The organism is Thalassobacillus pellis (assembly GCF_016908295.1).
Classification (GTDB): domain Bacteria; phylum Bacillota; class Bacilli; order Bacillales; family Halobacillaceae; genus Thalassobacillus; species Thalassobacillus pellis.
In genome coordinates this window covers 341170-358440 of record NZ_JAFBDO010000003.1, presented here as the reverse complement: position 1 = coordinate 358440, position 17271 = coordinate 341170, and the positions used below count along the sequence as shown (strand labels likewise).

Here is a 17271-nt window from a genome sequence, read left to right as displayed (position 1 = left end):
TTCATCGCCTATGTGACTTCATGCATCATGATTCTTTAAACAATCTATAAAAAGCCAGTGAGGACCATTTTCTCACTGGCTTAAAAATCATATTCCTCTATGATCTTTTTAGTAATTAACTGATATCCCCTTTTATTCGGGTGAAGGGCATCGCTGAAAAATTCACCTGACTTTTCCTTAAAGATCTCATCTGTAGCAATGAATTTTGTTCGGGGATATTCACTGATTACATTTTTACTTGTATCGTTCCACTTTTTTACAATCCCCCCTATTTTCTGGTTGTCTGGTAATGGATTATACAAACCAAGATAAAGAACTGGAGCATCCGGGTTTTCTTTTCGAATGAAAGTAAGGATTTTTTTTACATTCTTCGTGTAATCGGCTTTTCCATTCTGAATCTTTTTTTCATAAATAGGATGCAAATCATTGCCGTTATGTTTGAGCAGGTCGTTCGTTCCGATAAAAATAATAATATAATCCGCGTCAGCTATGCTCTTCTGAACTTGTTTTTTCTGAAGCTGAAGCAGTAATCCATCCGATTGCTGTCCAGGAATGCCATAGTTGTGTACTACCAGTCTGCCTGGATGGTTTTTTGAAAAACTATGCTGTAAATCATCGACATACCCATGTCCAGCCTCTCCTACCCCATAAGTCAAGGAGTCACCTAAAGCCACTAATTCTTCCTCCTCCAGACTATCAGCAGTCTGATTCTGTTTTATTAATATTAAACCGGCAAAAACGATGGCTATAGTAATGAATAAACTGATATAACGCATTTCAGATCCTCCTAAAAACATGCTAGGAGTAACAACTTCCCTTTACTATAAGGGATAAAACCATTTAGAAAAACTTGGCTTGTTGCCCAGTTCATATGGCGAGTGCCTTAGTATTATTTTTACTTTAACCCTTTAACAAAGTAAAACTTTTTAAAGTATAAAAAAAGGGATAGAACATCTTGTCCTATCGCCTTTTTCCAAATTAGCTTTATGAAACTGCTTCCCCTTGTTCTTTGCTTTCCGTACGAGTAAATTTCGGGAGGCCGAATGCGATTGCGAGAAGTCCTGAAATACCGAGCAGCATTGGATAAAAGCAGAATGGAGTAATAGCAACAGGGGAAATGCCTGCCACTCCAGATACCGCAAGTAACTGTGCTCCATAAGGGATAAGTCCCTGGAAGGTACTTGCGAAAATATCAAGAAGACTTGCTGACCTTTTCGGATCAATGGAAAAACGTTCAGAAATCTGCTTTGCTAATGGTCCCGCAGTTATAATGGAGATCGTATTGTTGGCAGTCGATAGATCCACTGTGCTGACTAACGCTGCTATGCCAAGTTCTCCGCCTTTATTGGAACTTATCCGCTTGGTTATGGTATAAAGCAAAAAGTCAATACCGCCATTCCGTCGGATTAACTCCACAAGGCATCCAAGAAGAATCGCAATCATAGACAACTCCTGCATTCCTGTAAAACCACTGCCTACCAGTTCAATTGATTTTCCAAAAGTAATATCGCCTAACGCAATCCCTACTATTCCGGCAAAAATTGTGCCACCTATCAAGACGAAGATGACATTAACACCAACTATTGCAAAAATCAGGACGGCTAGGTAAGGTAATACTTTTATAAAGTTGAATGGATGGTTTCCTCCCATGCCTCCAGTCGCGTCAGAGGTAAGAACCCAGAATAATACTGCGGTTACAATTGCTGCAGGCAGGACAATAAAGAAATTAGCTTTGAATTTATCTTTCATTTGTGTACCTTGTGTACGAACAGATGCAATCGTCGTATCTGAAATAATGGATAGATTGTCACCAAACATGGCACCACTGACAACTGCCCCCATGGTGATGGCCACACTGATATCCGTCTGTTCCGCAACACCTAGCCCGATTGGCGCCAACGCAACAACGGTTCCCATGGAAGTCCCCATGGATATAGAAATAAAGCAGCCTATCACAAACAGCCCTACAACCAGAAGGTTTTGGGGTAAAAATGTCAATCCCAGATTAACGGTTGATTCGACTGCCCCCATCCCTTCAGCAACAGAGGCAAAAGCCCCAGCAAGAAGAAAGATGATGACCATCAAAATGATTGTCGGATGACCGCCTCCTTCTGCAGCCTGCATCACTTTTGTTTGAAAATCCGTTTTACGATTCATGAACAAAGCAACCAGTATAGCAGTGAATAATGCTACCAGCACAGGCATTTTATAAAAATCACCTGTAATAACACCAGAACCAATAAATAATAAGATAAAAATACCAAATGGAATCAGGGCGAGCGGATTACCCTTATTAAGCTCTTGTTGCATCTAAAAAACCTCCAGTCATTGAATACCGATTCGTTTACTCAGTTTAACGCAATAAAAAAACCTTCCTTGCACACACAAGAAGGTTGGTAATATTCGCCTTCTTATCTGTCAAGTCATCGAACAACTTGCTGGAATTAGCACCTTCCATTCAAGGAGGTTGCTGAAGCTTCATCGGACCAGTCCCTCTGCTTCTCTTGATAAGAAAAATATTCGATTTTTAATAATAATTGCTCACTTAAGAACAGCTATTTTCCAACTTTACAACAAAACAATCAGAATTTCAAGAAAAAAATAAACACCCCGGGAGAACCAATATTTGGTTCTCCCGGGGTGTGTCTTTAATCAACTATGAAACCGTGTTTAAATGGATCATGCGGATCAATCATAATATTGTTAAAGCCGGTTATGAATGCTGAGCCTGTAATTTCTGTAATTACAGCATCCTGGTCACCCAGTTTTGTATTCTCTAGTGCTTTTCCAATAAATGTTCCTCCTACAAAACCTTCACAAACCACCTGTTCCCCTATCTCCATTTCCTTTCTTCCTACTTTCCTTGCCACCATGGCAGTAGTACCGGTACCTCCAGGAGAACGATCTGCCTGACGATCACTAAAAACGTGGACATTCTTATAAGTAGCTTCGGGTAAAGTCGGCTTTCCGAAAAAAGTCACAATATCAATTTTATTTATATATGGTTTAGTTGGGTGCTGCACTTTCACCTGTTTGTTGACTTCTGCTTTTATTAGCTTTGCAATCGATTTTAATCGGGATCCATTAGAAACATGGAGTTCCTCCCCTAATTGATCGATATCTACCCAAGCGAAATAATTACCTCCAAAGCTGATATCAACTGTTATTTCCCCTAACCCTTCTACATGAATTGCTACATCCTGTTTTTCAAGAAAACCAGGAACATTCTTGAATCTTACCGACTCAACTCGATTATTATTAACTTTTACAGTAGGATAAACCAGCCCTGCAGGCGTTTCCAGAACCAATTCCGTTTCAGGTTCTTTTACTTTCACTAATCCTGTTTCTACAATAGCTGTAGCTACCCCAATTGTGGCATGGCCGCACATATTTAAGAAGTTAGTATTATCCATATAAATTACACCAAAATCAACATCATTCCTCAAAGGAGGGAGCAGAATGGCACCGAACATATCCCGATGTCCTCTAGGTTCTTGAATTAATGAATTCCTAAACCATTCATAATGTTCAGCCATATAGTCTCTTTGCTCCGCTACTGTATTACCCGGAAGTTTTAATAATCCTCCATTTATTACTCTGGTCGGTTCACCGAATGTATGAGTCTCGATTGTTTGTACTACATTTGTAAAATTCATTTTTTTCTCTCCTCAAATTTAATTAATTAGCAGATTAGGCAAATATAACATGATATGCGGAGTGAAGATCATTCCCATGAGGGCAATGAATAATACCAGAATGAACCAGACATTATACCTGCTAACCTGAAGCATACTCACTTTTGCTATTGCAGTCGTTATATAGAGACCACTGGCGACTGGTGGTGTCTGTTGCCCAATGGCCCATACAATGATAACCATCATGGCAAACTGCAGTGGATCGATAGACGTAGCCTGTACTAGCGGTAAGAATAATGGAACAATCACTAATACCATAACAGTTCCATCAAATATAAAACCGCCTATAAATAAAATCAGACTGGCTACCAGCATCAGCATAATCGAATTATCAGCATTCGCCATAAATGGGGCAAGCATTTGCTGGCCGACTCCTAATGCGGAAAAAGAGTATCCTAAAATTTTGGCAGTCGCTACAATGAACATCACCAATGCTGTATTCACAACACTTTCATTCAATGCATCCAAAAAGCCTTGCCAAGTTAATTCTTTATAAATAACACCCGCAACTATACCGCACAATACTGCAATGGCAGCTGATTCAGTTGGTGTTGCGAATCCGCTGATAATTCCGCCTAAAATAGCTACAGGAACCAGAAAGGCAGGAGTAGCGGCAATAAACGTTTTTAAAAAATACTTGAAAGTGAATGGTTCTTCTGTAAATGTGTATTTTTTCTTTATGGAGATGGTATAGACTACCACCATATATCCGATAGCTATCGTTATTCCGATTGGTACACCTGCAAGGAACAAATCAGCTACCGACAGACCGGAAATTGAGCCATATAGAATCATTGGCACACTTGGAGGAATGATAATTCCAAGTGACGAACCAGCTGAGGTAATAGCTGCTGAAAAACTAGGTGAATATCCCTTCTCTTTCATGGCGGGAATCATTATTTGTCCTACAGCCGCACTGGCTCCAGCTGCTGTACCTGTTATCGCTCCAAAAAATACAGAAGCCACTACATTGACCATCCCCAGGCCGCCTCTAACCATACCAATCAATGATAAAGCAAAGTTTATTAAACGTTTAGATATCCCCCCATGATTCATTAAAGAACCAGCAAGCATGAACAAGGGTATTGCTAATAAGGGAAAGCTGTTAGTTCCTAAATAAAGCTGTTGCAAAAGTAACCCGAGGGGGATATCAGCATACAACACGATGAACATTAATGCTGTAGCCCCAAGAGTAAAGGCGATTGGCACACCAAGCGCTAGTAATAAGAGAATCACTACCAGCATTAAAATGGGAAGCATTTTATTCCCCCCTCTCATCAAGGCTTGGAAAGTTCCGACCTTTGAACCTGGATGTTATGCCAAGGATCATTTGAAGAATGGTATCCATCAGCATCAAAAGACAGCTCACCAGGATAATGGAATAAGGGACGAGCATAGGCAAGTCAGTTACAGGCATTCGAAGTGCCCCTACTTTCTGGACAAATGACAGTCCATAAAAACAGGTAACACCCAAGAATGCGATGATAACTAATCCTGCCAATATACGGAACCAGCCACTATATTTTTCAGGGATGACAGTTTGCAGAAAGTCCATTTTCAAGTGACTATTTTCCAATGTACACTGATATGCGCCGAAGAAAGTAATCCATATCATTGTGACTAGTGATAACTCTTCCGGCCAGGCCAGAGGAGTATTTAAGAATTTTCTTGTGAACACCTGCAATAGCAATATTAAAAAGAGCATAAACATCATGGTTATATTGATATACTTCGTCAATTTGTAAAGGAATGCTCTAATTCTTTTCATTTGGAATCAACCTTCATTATTTTTGATTTATTTTTTCGATCAACTCTTTGGCGTCACTTCCTAATTCATTTATCACCATATCCCATACAGGCTTTGTTGCTTCCTGGAAAGGTGTAATGTCTTCGATCACAGTTACTTCCATACCTTTCTCTTTTAATCCTTTAATAAGTTGATTGTCTTGTTTTTCATTTAACTCCCGATTTACATCTCTGCCAGCTTCAGCAGCCTCTTTGATAATCTTTTGTTGCTCTTCTGTAAGGCTGTCCCACTTACTTTTGTTCATGAAAAGAGTGGCGGGGGAGTAAACATGATTGGTGATGGTCAAGTATTTCTGCACGTCATAGAATGAAGCGCTTTCAATTACGGATAAAGGATTTTCCTGCCCATCAATCGTCCCTTGTTGAAGTGAAGTGAAGACTTCCGACCAGGACATCGGCAGCGGACTGGCACCCAGCGCCTTAAATGTTTGAAGCCTTACGTCACTTTCCGGGACGCGGATTTTCAAGCCATCGAAATCCTCCGGTGAAGTAATGGGACGCACACTATTTGTCACTTGTCTGAAACCATCTTCCCAATAAGCTAAATGCTTAAGGTTGTGCTCTTCTAATTTCTTACCTACCTCATCGCCAATAGGCCCATCAAGTACTTCCCAGGCATGTTCACGGTTCTCAAAGATATAAGGCAGCGAAAATATATTCAGGTATGGGTTGAGTTGAGCCATAGGTGTGGAAGAAATACCAATGTCGATGGTTCCAACTTTAGCTCCTTCCTGTATTTCCCGACCTGACCCTCCTAATTGACCATTACCATATAATTCTATTTTGATTTCTCCATTCGTTTTTTCTTCGACTATTTCCTTGAACTTCTGTGCACCTTTTCCCCAAGGATGGTCTTCTGGTAGTTCATAAGCGAAACTAAGTGTTACTGAATCCTTGGTCTCCCCTGAACCGCTGGAACAGCCAACTAACAACGAAAAGACAGTCATTGCAAACACAACTAGAAAAAGTTTACTGATTTTCATACCAGTTCGGCCTCCCCGATTAATGATGTATGGTACTCTCTTTCATATCTTCATAGACAACACTTTCATACTCAGATATTCCTTTTAAGTGAGCATAGGTCAATTCCTCGACTTTTTCTTTATCTCTTTCTTTCAAAGCTGCCAATATCGCCGCATGTTCTTCCAACGAACGATTTACCAACTCTTCTCTGGACATGAATGAATATCGGAATGAAATAACGTAATCATGCATGTTTTCCAGGATTTTTATAATACGGTTAAGCTGAGAAGCTTTGGATATTGTTTGGTGGAATATATCATTTACTTCAACCAGTCCCTCGACATTTCTCTCTTTAGCTAACTCTGCAGATTTTTGCAATAAACCTTCCAGATATTCTAGATCAGTGTCCGTTAAATGATCGACTGCATGCCTAGCTGCTAACGGTTCCAATTGGGATCGTATCAGATGGATCTCATTAATAGATTCCAAGGTAACACCTAGCACAAGACAATACCTTCGCGGGAAAATTTCAACCAGGCCTTCCAGTTCCAACTTATGGAGGGCTTCCCTGACAGGTGTTCTGCTTACGCCCAGCTCTTCGGCCAATTTGGATTCGATCAGCTTTTCACCAGGCTTTAAAGTCTGGTCTAAAATATCCTGTCTGATTTTTTTAAACACACTTTCACGGATGGATAAACTGTTAATTTTGCTGATTTCCTACACCTCCCTATAAATCTGACATACTGTATCCCAGTTAAATTATATGACATACTGTATCCCAGTTACAATGGTTTTCTGAAAATTCTATAAATTACCATGGAATGTAAAGGTTATAAAAAAGACTTCACCAAAAAGAGCCCCGAACAATTTTTAAATTGCTCGAGGCACTTTTACTATTATTTTCTACCCCCATTCAAACACAATTCCATTTATTCAATAGTGAATAGTCTGCCATCATAACAAAACACCCCAGGAGTACCAATATTTGGTTCTCCTGGGGTGTTTTGCTTTCTTCCAATGTAAAGCTTTCACTACATGCTGCTTCCGTTATCTTCATTCACTTTGATGAGCCGTTTCAAAGTAGCATTGATATTATTTAAGGTGATCAAGATAAAACCCAACATCATGAATGTTACAATTTCTCCAGTATAAAAAGCAACGATCCCTAATACCAATGCGTAGATAGTATACAACGTATTTCTCATAACTCTCCCCCTATGTAGATGTCCTCTCTTCTTCCAGTGCTGCTTCCTGTTCAACACGCTCCATGAATTCTTGGACTACCCTTTCATTGCCTTTTTTATTGGCAAACTTGAGCATCGCTTTTCCTACAAAATTAACTCCTTTGTTGCTTCCTTCGTAAATGAACCTGGTTTTGTTTTCTTCCAGCTTTTCCAATGTGAAACGCAAATCTACTTCAAAGGCGAAACCTATAACGAATTTAATTCTTTTCTGCTTTCTGGCTTCGTTATCTTCGTACTCGAGCGTTTCCACCTCATAGGTTTCCAGACGTTTGCCTTCTCGGTATGTCTGACGGTGTTTTGCCCCGACCTCGCCCTCTGTTTTCTCGATTAATTCGTGCTGTTCAACTTTGGGCATGATACGCTTGATATTCTTATCAGAAAACAACTCCCATATAGTCTCAATATCGTAATCAATGACCTTTTCTTCTTTCCAGGTGATCATTCTTCATCTTCCTTCCCTGAAGCTAAAAATTCATCAATTTCATTGACCTTCCATTCAAGTTCTTCGATTTCTTTAAGTATCTTTTTTCGTTTATCTTTCAATAAATCTTCGAGATTCGCAAAAGATTCGTCATTCATGACTGCTTTCATCTCTTGAATGGTAAACCCTGCTGTCCGGAGCTTATCTAACAAAATCGCCAGGAAATAGCTGCCGTCATCATAATATCGATATTTATTGTTGGGGTCGATGTACGCTGGTTCGAGTAAGCCGACTTCTGCATAATAACGCAGAGTTTCCTTGCTTAACCCTGTCAAATCAGCAAATTCACTAATTTTGTACACTTATACTGCCTCCTGACAACATCATAAACCATGAGGCGCACCACTTGGTCAACCTTCAAAATTCATTATGAGAGCTATCACCTTCAAAATGTACTTTATAGCATCTCCCTCAATTCTTCAGTCATCTGTTCTACAAGTTCCGGCCTGCCGTGGAACTGTGCAGGTGTATTTTGGAAGAGTACAATTTTACTTCCCTGTTCATTCGTAAGTGTAATTAACGTGTGATGGGTATTGAAGTCAGAATGGATATCACTTCCCCCAGGCGGAACCATCCCTGCAATAGCTCTTAACAGTGTCGCCCCATCTCCAAGCGCACGCACTTCCTTGACCTTAATTACAAAAGGAGCTGTTGGATGGTCTTTAAAAATCGGGTGAAGGTGGGCATATATCTCCTCCGGTCCTTTAGATATACTGCCGTCAAAACCAATAATTTCCCCATCATCCACGAATAGTTCAGCCATCCCGCCAGCATTACGATCGTTCCATGCTTTTATCAATAGTTGATATACGTTTTCGATGTTTCCTTGCTCACTATATCTCATTGGAAACCACCTTTTAATAATTGTTTATTATAATCTTAACATGCCATCCTTACCTGTTCCTGATTAACGTACGAAAATTAACGCCCTTGACATAACACCTTATAGTGTTATATTAATTTGTGTAACCAAAAGGTGTTATATGAAAGGAGAGATAATATGAGTCAATCAGAAAAGACTGTGCCTGAAATAAGAAAAAATGTCGTGTTTGATGCACCGATTGAAAAAGTCTGGAGCGCTGTCACGACGGCAGAAGGAATAGAAGAATGGTTCATGCCAAACGATTTTGAGCCTGTGGAAGGTCATGAATTTTACATCAAGTCACAATTTGAAACTTCTAAATGTAAAGTGTTGAAAGTAGACAAGCCAAGAGAAGTCTCCTTCACCTGGGGAGAACAAGGCTGGGTCATCACTTTTTATTTAAAGGATCTAAATGGCAAGACAGAGTTCACCCTGGTTCATTCTGGCTGGGGGGCACCTGATGATATTATGGCTCCTACATCAAGAACACAGCTCGACACTCGTAATACAATGAATAATGGCTGGGAAAAAATTGTTGATGAGAGCCTAAGAAAAGTGGTCGAAGGCTGATGTCCTCCGCTGCGAGGCATGATGTTTATCAGGCAATTGCCGATCCTACCAGGCGACAGATGCTGAAGCAGCTGGCGGAAAAAGATGCCTCCATCAAAGAGATTGCCGAAAGTTTTTCTGTCAGCAGGACTGCAATCGTTAAGCATTTGCATGTCCTTTCGGAAGCGAAACTTGTCAGCGATCGAAAAGAAGGACGCGCTAAAATATACTCACTTCAGCCAGCACAGCTGATGGAAGTAAAAGAGTGGGTTTCCTTCTTTGAACAATATTGGGACAATAAACTGGCTAATCTGAAGAACCTGGTAGAAGATAAAGAATAAACCTAAAATCACCCTCGGAGATACTAAACATTCTCCGAGGCTTTTTTATCTGGCGATCTTTCACTGCCCCGATTTATGATATTTATCATGCGAAATACCTTATATCCATGACTAAAAAGGAGTTTCACCTTCCAGTAAGCTTGATATATAAATTCAAATGAGGTGAAACATATGAAAAGAAGTTTATCAGCAGGATTTACCGTTGGAATCCTATCAGGCATTGCCGCTTTAATTACGGAGTTTGTCATTGGGTGGATGACTGGCCTTTGGTTTGAGGAATTAACCATTATTTCCATTATACTCTCAAGCATTATTACAAACCTTGCCGGTGCCATGATTTTTAAACAACTTGACCAGAAAACGTCAAAAGCAACATTTTTTTATGCGCTGGTTGTAGGAGCGGTTACTTTGATCCTGACCTTTAACACAATGGCTAACCCACCACAAGAACAGTTTGGAACTGTCAGCCATCCAATTCATATAGTGGTCGCATTAGTATCTATCTGGTTGATTCCTAAATGGACAAAGAAATATAACTCTGATTTGCAGGACAATCCAACCGCAAAAGCAAACTAATAGTCATGATATATTATTACGAAATGGAGGTGAGGTCACCTGAACTCAATAAATGGCCTGAAAAAAAATAGAAATTCCATGTTACTCATCATGTTAATACTTCCCGCCATCTATCAACTTATTGGACCATATGATCAATCATGGGCAGTGCACCTAACTTCCTTTATCGTTTTGTCTGTTTGTTATTGGCAGAGTATAACGCAACCTAGATTCAGAAAGGCATTTATCATACTGCAGCTTCTGACAGTTTCCTTAATCGGAGCGCTTTACTCTCCATGGAATCTCGCATTCGCTTTTTATCCGGGTTTAATTATCGGATTGTTTCTCCCAGAACATTACACCCGCCGTTATACAGGATTGATGGGCTTATGCTTACTCGTATCATTGACAGCCTTTTTCACGCTCCATGAAAACAGCTGGCATTTTTACTGGCTTCCTATTGTTATAACTATCGTTACGCTTCCATTCGTCGTAAGAATGTATCGCAAATCACTCGTAATCAATCAAGAGCTCAAAGTAGCTAACGAGGAAATCACCCGTCTGATAAAAAATGAAGAACGTCAACGCATTTCCAGGGACCTTCATGATTCTGTGGGTCATACCCTTTCCTTGATTACATTAAAAAGTGAGCTTATGGAACGCCTTATCCGAGACAATCCTGAAGAAGCCATAGAAGAAGCAAAAGCTATACAAGACATATCTCGTTCGGTGTTACTTCAAATACGAAAATTAATCAGTGATATGCAGGCCGTTGATATTGAGGAAGAACTTAAACATGCGGAAGAGGTTTTTGATTGGGCCAAGATTTCATTTCATTACGAGGTCAGGTTTGAAATAGACGAGGTTTCCCCGATAACCAGAAACATTCTTGGCATGTGCCTTCGTGAATGTATAACCAATGTCTTAAAACACAGCGGAGCGAAGAACTGTACAGTGGCCCTCCGTGCAAATGCAGGAAAATACGTTTTAAGTGTGGAAGATAACGGAAGAGGTTTTACTCTCAATAATAATGAACTTCAGGATTTCGGCAACGGGCTGCATGGAATGAAAGAACGTCTCTTGCTAATTGGAGGAAAAATCCATATCGACTCCAACTCAGAAGGGACAAAAGTAGCCATTACGGTACCAAAAATATAAGTAGCGGAGGGTGCAGAATGAAAATTGTCATAGCGGAAGATCAGGGTATGCTCCGCGGTGCGATCAGCCGGCTGCTGGGTATGGAGAAAGATATCGAAGTAATCGGCGAAGCGGATAACGGGGAGGAGGCTCTGGAAATCATTCAAACCAAAGGGCCTGACATAGCCATTTTGGATATTGAGATGCCAATTTTGAGCGGATTGGAAGTGGCTGAAAAACTGCATGAAAACAACCATCCTTGCCGCGTCGCAATTGTGACCACTTTTGCGAGGAGCGGCTACCTTCAAAAAGCAGTGAAAGCAGGCGTTCAAGGTTATTTGCTAAAAGAAACACCTGTCTCCGAATTAGCGGAATCATTGCGCAAAATCCATAGCGGAGAAAGGGTATTCAGTCCTCAGTTAACCTTTGCTTTCCTGGAGAAAACCAATCCACTAACAAAAAGAGAAATAGAGATACTTCACTGCCTTAAGGCTGGGGATTCCGTAAAAGTGATGAGTCAGACCCTCTATCTTTCCGAAGGGACTATCAGAAATTATATATCGGAAATCATTCAAAAGCTGGAGGCCAGAAACCGGATTGACGCTGTTGGAATCGCTGAAGAAAAAGGCTGGCTATAATATTCCAAACTCACCCCCTGATATGGTATCCTAGTTAAGGAATTCGGGGGTATGAATATGGAAAAATTTATTGTGAAAATAGCTTCGTATGGATTTATCTGCTCACTGGCAATTGGGATTCTGCTTATCGATTATACAGTCACTTTTAATACGAATGGATCGCATCGCAGTTATCATAAAGACCTTGTCGAATATATTCTGGAAGTGCTTCGGTTTTCCATTAAAGGTGCCATAGCACTGACTGCTATTGCAGTTGTTTATAAGTTTTATATGAAATATAAACAATAGAACAGAACTCTGCCAATTGTTTCAATAAGACCTTATCCTTTTTCTTAAAAAAATTTATTCTTTAATGTTCTCATAAAATGTAATCAGGTTATTATCAAGGTCAGTCACAGCAAAATCGCGCTCTCCCCACCATTGGGTCTTTAAATCAGTATTAGGATGCAAAATATTCTTTCTGCGCATATCTTCAAACAATCCTGCTACACCCTCTACTCGAATGCGACAGCTGGCAGTTCCTGCTAAGAAGGATTCTGCACCCGATTGGACAGGCTCCTTAACCTTACGCTCTCGCCAGCTTTCATCGTTCGCTTCCCATAAATGAAGCTCGACCATATCATTTTTCAATACTGCAAACCCGTCATCCAAATGGACTTTTGTGAAACCTAGCATTTGTTTATAAAACTTCACACTTTTCTTCATATCTTTCACAGGTAACGCTGGTATGGCGCTGATCATTTTCACTGTAAATCACCTTTTCCTTTCAAGTTTTGACCATTATCCCAAACGGCCATTACCTATGACTTATTCTGGTTGTTCAGCACTGGCTGCAATTCGAATCATCTCCGTCTGGCTGATGGAGTTAAACTTAAAGAATAGTTCATAATAAATACCATTGTTTTTCCACTTAAGTATTCTGTTATCCCCTTGCTCTCCGTAAGTCCCTTTAAGCCCATTCTTAATGGTCACCGTTTCATTTGTTTAATCAATGGCATTTTGGAGTGTATTTGCTCTGAATACCACTTTCTGCGCGTCATCAAGAAATATTATTTCAATGAAATTTTTATTTCTTCCACCAAAACTATCTATGTAAGTTTCTATTTTATCTGGCTTAAAAGGGAGCTTATGAGGGATGTTCGGTTGTATAGACAATTTCTCCACCACTGGCAGTAGTTTTTCTTGTTTATATTTCAGCAAGTCTTCTCCTGGTAAGCCGCTGCAGCCAGCAAGTAAGTAAACAGTCAGTAAATATATACCTTTTTTCAAATAATCCCTCCCACTTGGGCCTGTTATCTGTCCACCTTTTAGATTGGCCGCTGTTTAGAACGCCATAAGGTTGTAGCATTGGGGTCCCCACTACGATCGGTATACGGTGACGCCTGCGGGAACATGCCAAAGATACACTGGGTCAAGCGATGTTCTTGACCAAGAAAACTTTAGGGCCGTGCCCGCGGCAAGCATCCGCCAGCATGCGATTCCTATCAGATAAATTTTTTTACCATATTGACATGCTTATCTAAAGGATAGGTTTGGTAAATAATCTGTGACAGCCGAATTGGATCTCCGAAGAAAAACCGCTCATACAAGGTTTGCCTGGAACCAAAAGAACTCATACACAGATCATGTGCCAGTCTGAATATCTTTACCCGCTCATGGCCATTCACTTCAAAACCCTGTAAATAATATTCAAGATCTTTACCCAGGACGGATTGAAACTGGGCTTCATCTGGTAAATTGACCATCCCGCTTGCGCCAAGCTGCTGGATAATCTCCGCGAACCTCGGATAATTTTCCTGAAAAAGGTTGACTGCGACATAAAGAGGGAACCTATCGGGAACCATCACCCCATGTTGATCAGGCTTTGCCTGTACTTCCGACTGGATCAGCAGTGCCTTTTCACATTCCAGACCTTTGATGATTTCTGCTACCTTGCTTTGCACATGCTGGTACTCTGAAATATTGATCGTCTCCACGATTGTCTGGGCTATCCCCAGTATAAATTCCGTTTTTACCACTTGCCTTGTAACAATCTGGTGGAGGGTAAAAGGCACAAAATTACTTTTAATATAAAATTCATCAGTCACTTTAATGTTGTCATAGAAAAACACTCGCTCCCAAGGTACCAGCACATTATCAAATATAACGACTGAATCCTGTTCTTCGAATCGGGAACTGAGCGGGGAATCATTAGCACTTCCATTCCCAAGGAACGATCTTCTGCAAACGAATTTCAACCCTTTCGTATTACTTGGGATAGAAAATGCGAACGCCTGGGAGGCATCCATTGCACCTGGAGCAGAAAAAACAATGATTTCATCCGTGATTCCACCCTGTGTCGCTAAAAGTTTTGCTCCTTTGACGATGATCCCTTCAGAAATTCGTTCCACAATATGAGCATTAGTTGAATTTTCATCAAAACAGGCGAGTGAGGAACGGTTTTTCTGCGGATTTATAAATGTATGGGTAAAAGTGAGATCATTTTCAGCGGCAAATTTATAAAAGTTGAATAAGTTTTCTGGAAAACAGTTTTTTTGACCCTTTAATAAATGTACAGAGCTGGCAAAAGCAGCAAGGACAGTATTCATATAATCCGGGCTTCTCCCCATCAGGCCGGCTGTATGCCTTGCCCAAACTTGTATCATCTCTCTGCGCTTTTTCAAATCATTTTGGGAGCGAGGGATAAGGTAGGAAGTTCCGATTTCCTGTTGAAGATTTTTATCCTTATGGACCATAACACCCTTTAGCTGAGGGTCCGTTTGTAAATCATACAGCTCTGCCTGGCTTTTCATTACACCATGGAAAAATGGATGTTCTGAAATATTCCCATCCACTTTCCTTCCGCCAGCCCATACTTCTGACTTCAACTGGTTGATACGATTCACATACTCATCACCCGAAATGAATGCCATGAGGTCACCTCTGTCCTTTTGGGTTAATATTATAGTTTATGGGCAGATGGATGATATGTTCCTACTCTAATACCTCGCGATGGCTTCACTCCAATTTAATGCAACTACCTGACACCACTTTCCAGTATAGAAAATTTCTTTGTTTCACAATTAAGCTCTGCCATCGCGCCGTATGGCAGGAGGAACTTCGGTTCTGTATGGCCAAAGTTCATATTGTACATAATAGGCATATTTTCCAGTTCATTTTCAGCCATTACTGTTAAGATAGCTTCCTTATATTCTTCATAATATAATTCGTCCATTGGCTTCCCAAAAATAATACCATTGACATTTTTCAGGATTCCTTGTGCGGCATAGTTGCGCAGCCAGTATTTCACGAGGTCTGGGTTCGGTTTTTCTTCGGATGTTTCAAAAAAAAGGATATTATTTTTCCAGTAATGATCTTCGGGCCATAGGATGGTTTCTTTGGCGAACTCAAGCACTTCCATGCATCCGCCAATCAATCGGCCACGAACAATTCCGGAGCCTTGAATTATTTCATAACCAGCGTTTGACTTCCTTGTCCTTCTTGTATGTTTGTTCGCTTCCTCCCATTCTAAAAACTCACTTGTCCATTGATCAGAGGGTCGGATTTCCCCTACCACATCATCTGAAAATAATGTTCGTTTCACAGAATCCACTGTATACGCATCCATTTCTACATTTTCGGCAAAGTCCGTCATGAGGGCTGGCCCATAAATAGAGGAGAGACCGGCTTTAAGGCAAAAAAGGTGGGTAACGGTAACATCTGAATAACCCATCAAAATTTTTGGATTCTCTCGGATGATATCAAAATCCACGTAAGGCAGCAGACGTATGCTGTCGTCTCCGCCAATATTAGCAATAATCGCTTTAATGTCTTCATCTTGAAATGCCTTCATTAAATCCTCTGCTCGTGCCTCCGGGTTCCGGTACAGATAGTCGGCACCTTTTAAACTATGCGGCATCGGAACCACTTGAAGATCGAAGACTTGCTCAAGCCGCCTGACACCTTGTTCATAACGCCAGATCAAGTCTGGTTCCCCTGCGCCGCCCCAAGAAGGGCTGACGGTCGCAATTTTATCCCCGGGCTGCAGTTTTTTTGGTTTTATTAGCATTAAAATCCCTCTCTTTCTGCTAGTAAGACATTCGATAAAATCAGCCATAATCCTGCCTAAATACAGCCATTAAAAATCAAAAGCGGAAGCGCCTTGTTCACCCCCGACCTGCTTAAGCCAAGCCTCGTCGGGACGTTCTTTGTCACAAAGAGGATCGGCTTAAGACCTCGAGGGGGTAGGCGCTGGAGCTGGATGAAGCAAAAGCGGAAGTGCCTCGTTCACCCCCGACCTGCTTAAGCCAAGCCTCGTCGGGACGTTCTTTGTCACAAAGAGGATCGGCTTAAAACCTCTGCTAAAGTGTTATTACAACCATCCACTTTTCTCCAAGACAAATATAAAAGCATTTGATTTCTAATCGAAATCAAATGCTCAGCTTAAATGTCAACTTTCATAAGCGGCAGTCGACGCCCCTCCCATACAGTAGAAGGTATGCTGCCGATATGGACCGCACCCATTTTTTCGTAAAAGTCCTTTGCATAGGGATCACTATCAATTTTAAAACTAGTGATGCCCAGATCCCTAGCAATTTGAAGAGCACCCTCCCACATGACTTTGCCAAAACCTTTACCGATAAAGTCCGACTTGATAAAAAAGAAGTCCAGAGACCATGTTTCTTCTTCATAAAAAGCAAAAAAGCCAACTACTTTCCACTCCACTTCCAGGACAAAAACCGGGGTGCTGCTGATGTAATCCTTCTTAACTGTCAAAGCCTCGATGCAATCTTCCAGGAATCTTTTGCCATAACCCCAATAAGCCTTGGATTGGATCGCCAGTTCACTAAGGATAGCTGCTTCGTGCTCCTCAGCTTCCCTTATATGCAGTTTACTTTTATCAGATATATTCATTTATCCACTCCTATTAAGAGATTTCTGTCATTGATGGATTCTGTTAATGGAAACAAGCTTGAATGAAAGAGCGCTTTCTACTGGTTAGGAAAGCGCTCTTTAAAATC

The 17271-nt window shown here is 40.8% G+C and carries 23 protein-coding genes and 1 riboswitch; of the genes, 6 read left to right on the top strand and 17 right to left on the bottom strand.

What is annotated here, in order from left to right:
* Positions 1–80: 80 nt before the first annotated feature.
* The 11 genes from JOC33_RS12315 to JOC33_RS12265 form a co-directional block, all read right to left on the bottom strand.
* Positions 81–776, bottom strand: coding sequence for a DUF459 domain-containing protein (locus JOC33_RS12315; RefSeq protein ID WP_205092819.1), 696 nt, complete (start codon positions 774–776; stop codon positions 81–83).
* A 208-nt stretch (positions 777–984) separates the two neighbouring features.
* On the bottom strand, positions 985–2310 hold the full coding sequence (locus JOC33_RS12310; RefSeq protein WP_205092818.1) for a Na+/H+ antiporter NhaC family protein: 1326 nt from the start codon (positions 2308–2310) through the stop codon (positions 985–987).
* Positions 2311–2408: 98 nt separating this feature from the next.
* Positions 2409–2514: riboswitch (SAM riboswitch) on the bottom strand.
* Between the two features lie 134 nt (positions 2515–2648).
* Positions 2649–3656, bottom strand: coding sequence for a proline racemase family protein (locus tag JOC33_RS12305; RefSeq protein ID WP_205092817.1), 1008 nt, complete (start codon positions 3654–3656; stop codon positions 2649–2651).
* An 18-nt stretch (positions 3657–3674) separates the two neighbouring features.
* Positions 3675–4955 (bottom strand): TRAP transporter large permease, encoded by a 1281-nt coding sequence (locus JOC33_RS12300; RefSeq protein ID WP_205092816.1) that lies wholly within the window; start codon positions 4953–4955, stop codon positions 3675–3677.
* Between the two features lies 1 nt (position 4956).
* Positions 4957–5463, bottom strand: a complete 507-nt coding sequence (locus JOC33_RS12295) for a TRAP transporter small permease (RefSeq protein WP_205092815.1) — start codon at positions 5461–5463, stop codon at positions 4957–4959.
* 16 nt (positions 5464–5479) lie between these two features.
* On the bottom strand, positions 5480–6484 hold the full coding sequence (locus tag JOC33_RS12290; RefSeq protein WP_205092814.1) for a TRAP transporter substrate-binding protein: 1005 nt from the start codon (positions 6482–6484) through the stop codon (positions 5480–5482).
* A 19-nt stretch (positions 6485–6503) separates the two neighbouring features.
* A complete protein-coding gene (locus JOC33_RS20370) occupies positions 6504–7142 on the bottom strand; it encodes an FCD domain-containing protein (RefSeq protein ID WP_205092813.1) in 639 nt (212 codons plus the stop codon).
* 353 nt (positions 7143–7495) lie between these two features.
* Positions 7496–7669 (bottom strand): hypothetical protein, encoded by a 174-nt coding sequence (locus tag JOC33_RS12280; RefSeq protein WP_205092812.1) that lies wholly within the window; start codon positions 7667–7669, stop codon positions 7496–7498.
* Positions 7670–7679: 10 nt separating this feature from the next.
* Positions 7680–8150, bottom strand: a complete 471-nt coding sequence (locus tag JOC33_RS12275; protein WP_205092811.1) for an SRPBCC family protein — start codon at positions 8148–8150, stop codon at positions 7680–7682.
* On the bottom strand, positions 8147–8491 hold the full coding sequence (locus tag JOC33_RS12270) for a MerR family transcriptional regulator (RefSeq protein WP_205092810.1): 345 nt from the start codon (positions 8489–8491) through the stop codon (positions 8147–8149). Before JOC33_RS12270 ends, JOC33_RS12275 begins: the two co-directional genes overlap by 4 nt.
* 95 nt (positions 8492–8586) lie before the next feature.
* A complete protein-coding gene (locus tag JOC33_RS12265; protein ID WP_205092809.1) occupies positions 8587–9033 on the bottom strand; it encodes an SgcJ/EcaC family oxidoreductase in 447 nt (148 codons plus the stop codon).
* A 156-nt stretch (positions 9034–9189) separates the two neighbouring features.
* Here JOC33_RS12265 and JOC33_RS12260 point away from each other — a divergent pair, with 156 nt between their 5' ends.
* The 6 genes from JOC33_RS12260 (at position 9190) to JOC33_RS12235 (ending at position 12559) form a co-directional block, all read left to right on the top strand.
* Positions 9190–9621: an SRPBCC family protein gene (locus tag JOC33_RS12260; RefSeq protein WP_205092808.1), complete on the top strand. Its 432-nt coding sequence runs from the start codon at positions 9190–9192 to the stop codon at positions 9619–9621.
* Positions 9618–9941 (top strand): ArsR/SmtB family transcription factor, encoded by a 324-nt coding sequence (locus JOC33_RS12255; RefSeq protein WP_205093085.1) that lies wholly within the window; start codon positions 9618–9620, stop codon positions 9939–9941. The genes JOC33_RS12260 and JOC33_RS12255 overlap by 4 nt, the downstream gene beginning before the upstream one ends.
* Before the next feature lie 171 nt (positions 9942–10112).
* Complete coding sequence (locus tag JOC33_RS12250; RefSeq protein WP_205092807.1) at positions 10113–10517, top strand: hypothetical protein; 405 nt, start codon at positions 10113–10115, stop codon at positions 10515–10517.
* A 78-nt stretch (positions 10518–10595) separates the two neighbouring features.
* On the top strand, positions 10596–11654 hold the full coding sequence (locus tag JOC33_RS12245) for a sensor histidine kinase (protein WP_205092806.1): 1059 nt from the start codon (positions 10596–10598) through the stop codon (positions 11652–11654).
* 17 nt (positions 11655–11671) lie between these two features.
* Complete coding sequence (locus JOC33_RS12240; protein ID WP_205092805.1) at positions 11672–12271, top strand: response regulator transcription factor; 600 nt, start codon at positions 11672–11674, stop codon at positions 12269–12271.
* Positions 12272–12328: 57 nt separating this feature from the next.
* Positions 12329–12559, top strand: a complete 231-nt coding sequence (locus tag JOC33_RS12235) for a hypothetical protein (RefSeq protein ID WP_205092804.1) — start codon at positions 12329–12331, stop codon at positions 12557–12559.
* 54 nt (positions 12560–12613) lie between these two features.
* Here JOC33_RS12235 and JOC33_RS12230 read toward each other — a convergent pair whose 3' ends face one another.
* From JOC33_RS12230 to JOC33_RS12205, 6 genes are all read right to left on the bottom strand, one after another.
* Positions 12614–13018 carry a VOC family protein gene (locus JOC33_RS12230; protein WP_205092803.1) on the bottom strand — a complete coding sequence of 135 codons (405 nt, stop codon included), beginning with the start codon at positions 13016–13018 and terminating at the stop codon, positions 12614–12616.
* 60 nt (positions 13019–13078) lie between these two features.
* The gene (locus JOC33_RS20720) at positions 13079–13243 is read right to left on the bottom strand and encodes a DUF4367 domain-containing protein (protein WP_205092802.1); all 165 of its coding nucleotides are present in this window, start codon (positions 13241–13243) and stop codon (positions 13079–13081) included.
* A 12-nt stretch (positions 13244–13255) separates the two neighbouring features.
* Positions 13256–13540, bottom strand: coding sequence for a polysaccharide deacetylase family protein (locus JOC33_RS12220; protein WP_205092801.1), 285 nt, complete (start codon positions 13538–13540; stop codon positions 13256–13258).
* Positions 13541–13755: 215 nt separating this feature from the next.
* Positions 13756–15183 carry a 4-hydroxyphenylacetate 3-monooxygenase, oxygenase component gene (gene hpaB, locus JOC33_RS12215; protein WP_205092800.1) on the bottom strand — a complete coding sequence of 476 codons (1428 nt, stop codon included), beginning with the start codon at positions 15181–15183 and terminating at the stop codon, positions 13756–13758.
* A gap of 104 nt (positions 15184–15287) precedes the next feature.
* Complete coding sequence (locus JOC33_RS12210; protein WP_205092799.1) at positions 15288–16319, bottom strand: S66 family peptidase; 1032 nt, start codon at positions 16317–16319, stop codon at positions 15288–15290.
* A gap of 374 nt (positions 16320–16693) precedes the next feature.
* Positions 16694–17164: a GNAT family N-acetyltransferase gene (locus tag JOC33_RS12205; protein ID WP_205092798.1), complete on the bottom strand. Its 471-nt coding sequence runs from the start codon at positions 17162–17164 to the stop codon at positions 16694–16696.
* Positions 17165–17271: the final 107 nt, after the last annotated feature.

Excerpts from the sequence above, each read along its gene's own strand:
- JOC33_RS12245 (WP_205092806.1), top strand. The coding sequence starts at position 10,596 with ATGTTACTCATCATGTTAATACTTCCCGCCATCTATCAACTTATTGGA.
- hpaB (WP_205092800.1), bottom strand. The coding sequence starts at position 15,183 with ATGGCATTCATTTCGGGTGATGAGTATGTGAATCGTATCAACCAGTTG.
- JOC33_RS12295 (WP_205092815.1), bottom strand. The coding sequence starts at position 5,463 with ATGAAAAGAATTAGAGCATTCCTTTACAAATTGACGAAGTATATCAAT.
- JOC33_RS12300 (WP_205092816.1), bottom strand. The coding sequence starts at position 4,955 with ATGCTTCCCATTTTAATGCTGGTAGTGATTCTCTTATTACTAGCGCTT.
- JOC33_RS12250 (WP_205092807.1), top strand. The coding sequence starts at position 10,113 with ATGAAAAGAAGTTTATCAGCAGGATTTACCGTTGGAATCCTATCAGGC.
- JOC33_RS12210 (WP_205092799.1), bottom strand. The coding sequence starts at position 16,319 with ATGCTAATAAAACCAAAAAAACTGCAGCCCGGGGATAAAATTGCGACC.
- JOC33_RS12205 (WP_205092798.1), bottom strand. The coding sequence starts at position 17,164 with ATGAATATATCTGATAAAAGTAAACTGCATATAAGGGAAGCTGAGGAG.
- JOC33_RS12260 (WP_205092808.1), top strand. The coding sequence starts at position 9,190 with ATGAGTCAATCAGAAAAGACTGTGCCTGAAATAAGAAAAAATGTCGTG.
- JOC33_RS12265 (WP_205092809.1), bottom strand. The coding sequence starts at position 9,033 with ATGAGATATAGTGAGCAAGGAAACATCGAAAACGTATATCAACTATTG.
- JOC33_RS12240 (WP_205092805.1), top strand. The coding sequence starts at position 11,672 with ATGAAAATTGTCATAGCGGAAGATCAGGGTATGCTCCGCGGTGCGATC.
- JOC33_RS12290 (WP_205092814.1), bottom strand. The coding sequence starts at position 6,484 with ATGAAAATCAGTAAACTTTTTCTAGTTGTGTTTGCAATGACTGTCTTT.
- JOC33_RS12275 (WP_205092811.1), bottom strand. The coding sequence starts at position 8,150 with ATGATCACCTGGAAAGAAGAAAAGGTCATTGATTACGATATTGAGACT.
- JOC33_RS12305 (WP_205092817.1), bottom strand. The coding sequence starts at position 3,656 with ATGAATTTTACAAATGTAGTACAAACAATCGAGACTCATACATTCGGT.
- JOC33_RS12310 (WP_205092818.1), bottom strand. The coding sequence starts at position 2,310 with ATGCAACAAGAGCTTAATAAGGGTAATCCGCTCGCCCTGATTCCATTT.
- JOC33_RS12280 (WP_205092812.1), bottom strand. The coding sequence starts at position 7,669 with ATGAGAAATACGTTGTATACTATCTACGCATTGGTATTAGGGATCGTT.
- JOC33_RS12315 (WP_205092819.1), bottom strand. The coding sequence starts at position 776 with ATGCGTTATATCAGTTTATTCATTACTATAGCCATCGTTTTTGCCGGT.
- JOC33_RS12235 (WP_205092804.1), top strand. The coding sequence starts at position 12,329 with ATGGAAAAATTTATTGTGAAAATAGCTTCGTATGGATTTATCTGCTCA.